Annotated in this window: 2 protein-coding genes and 1 pseudogene; all 3 read left to right on the forward strand. The window is 64.3% G+C overall.

Annotated features, from left to right (window positions below):
• Nucleotides 1–181 precede the first annotated feature (181 nt).
• Nucleotides 182–601 carry a recombinase family protein gene (locus tag AC1D1G_RS45480; protein WP_283332500.1) on the forward strand — a complete coding sequence of 140 codons (420 nt, stop codon included), beginning with the start codon at nucleotides 182–184 and terminating at the stop codon, nucleotides 599–601.
• Nucleotides 561–770: a recombinase family protein gene (locus tag AC1D1G_RS45485; RefSeq protein ID WP_477956969.1), complete on the forward strand. Its 210-nt coding sequence runs from the start codon at nucleotides 561–563 to the stop codon at nucleotides 768–770. The genes AC1D1G_RS45480 and AC1D1G_RS45485 overlap by 41 nt, the downstream gene beginning before the upstream one ends.
• A 3-nt stretch (nucleotides 771–773) precedes the next feature.
• A pseudogene (locus AC1D1G_RS45490) lies at nucleotides 774–1,063 on the forward strand (transposase); the annotation flags it as partial.

The raw sequence follows: 1,063 nt of genomic DNA on the forward strand, positions 1-1,063 counted from the left end.
CATCGAAGGGTTGACTGCGCCGTGAGCCATCTGAGCGAGGCGCGGGGAGCCGGCCGACCTGTGACGGCCCGACTCCCCCGCCGCCGAAGGCTCTCAACTGTTGACGTACTTCCTAATACTTCCTAATCCTTCCTGTTGCTAGTCGGATCATGCGCATCGGCGAGCTGCGGCATACCTGAACATGTCGGTGGTGGGGGTCCGGAAGGCCGCGCCGGAGGGCCGGTTACCCTCTCGGCGTACAGGTTCCGGTCAGCGAGTCTTCGATCGGGAGGATCTCGACGTCTACCTGGGTCGACCTACACCGGAGAGTGTTCCAGCCGACAGGGCGGAAGCGTTGTACTGCCGGGTGTCCGGCTCGACCGGTCAGGAATCTTCGCTCGCCTATCAGGAAAGGATGCTGCGTGAGAGTGCCGCCGGCACCGTGTACAGGGTCTACAGGGATCGTGGTTCAGGTCTGCGGGAGACCCGAGCGGGACTGAATCGGATGCTCGAGGACGCAGCCAAGGGCCACTTCACGGTGGTGCGAGTGGTGTGGCGGGATCGGTTGGCGCGGTTCTCCGGTGGCGTGGATCGAGCGGTACCTGTCGGCGGTCGGGGTTAAGGTCGAGGTCCTGCGTGACCATGGGGACACGTCGCTGGTAGAGGGGCTGATGGATGACTTCATGGCAGTGCTCGCTTCGTTTTCCGGCCGCTTCTACCCATTGCGGTCGAAGCAGAATCAACGTCGACTTCTTCCGGGCGACGCGGCAGCACGGTTGGAGATGGACTAACTGATGGCCGATACCGGATTGACTGCGCTGCGACAGTTCTCGTTCACCACCCGCCCCTACCTGGCTGTCGATGACGCGACCGGTGCGCCGATCGGACTCGACGACCTCGACATTCGTGTCGGGTGGATGCTCGACCTGATCTCCGGTGCCGAAACCGAGCTGATTTCACGGCTGTGGCAACCGGCCACCTTCGATGTCCTCGCTACCGGTCGTGACAGCCACGGCCGGGCACTGCCGAAGCACGGGCATGTCGCGGCCGCGCGTCTGGGCTGGACCCCGCGCTACCCGGACGG

This window comes from Rhodococcus sp. P3_B8, assembly GCF_056402775.1.

Excerpts from the sequence above, each read along its gene's own strand:
- AC1D1G_RS45480 (WP_283332500.1), top strand. The coding sequence starts at position 182 with ATGTCGGTGGTGGGGGTCCGGAAGGCCGCGCCGGAGGGCCGGTTACCC.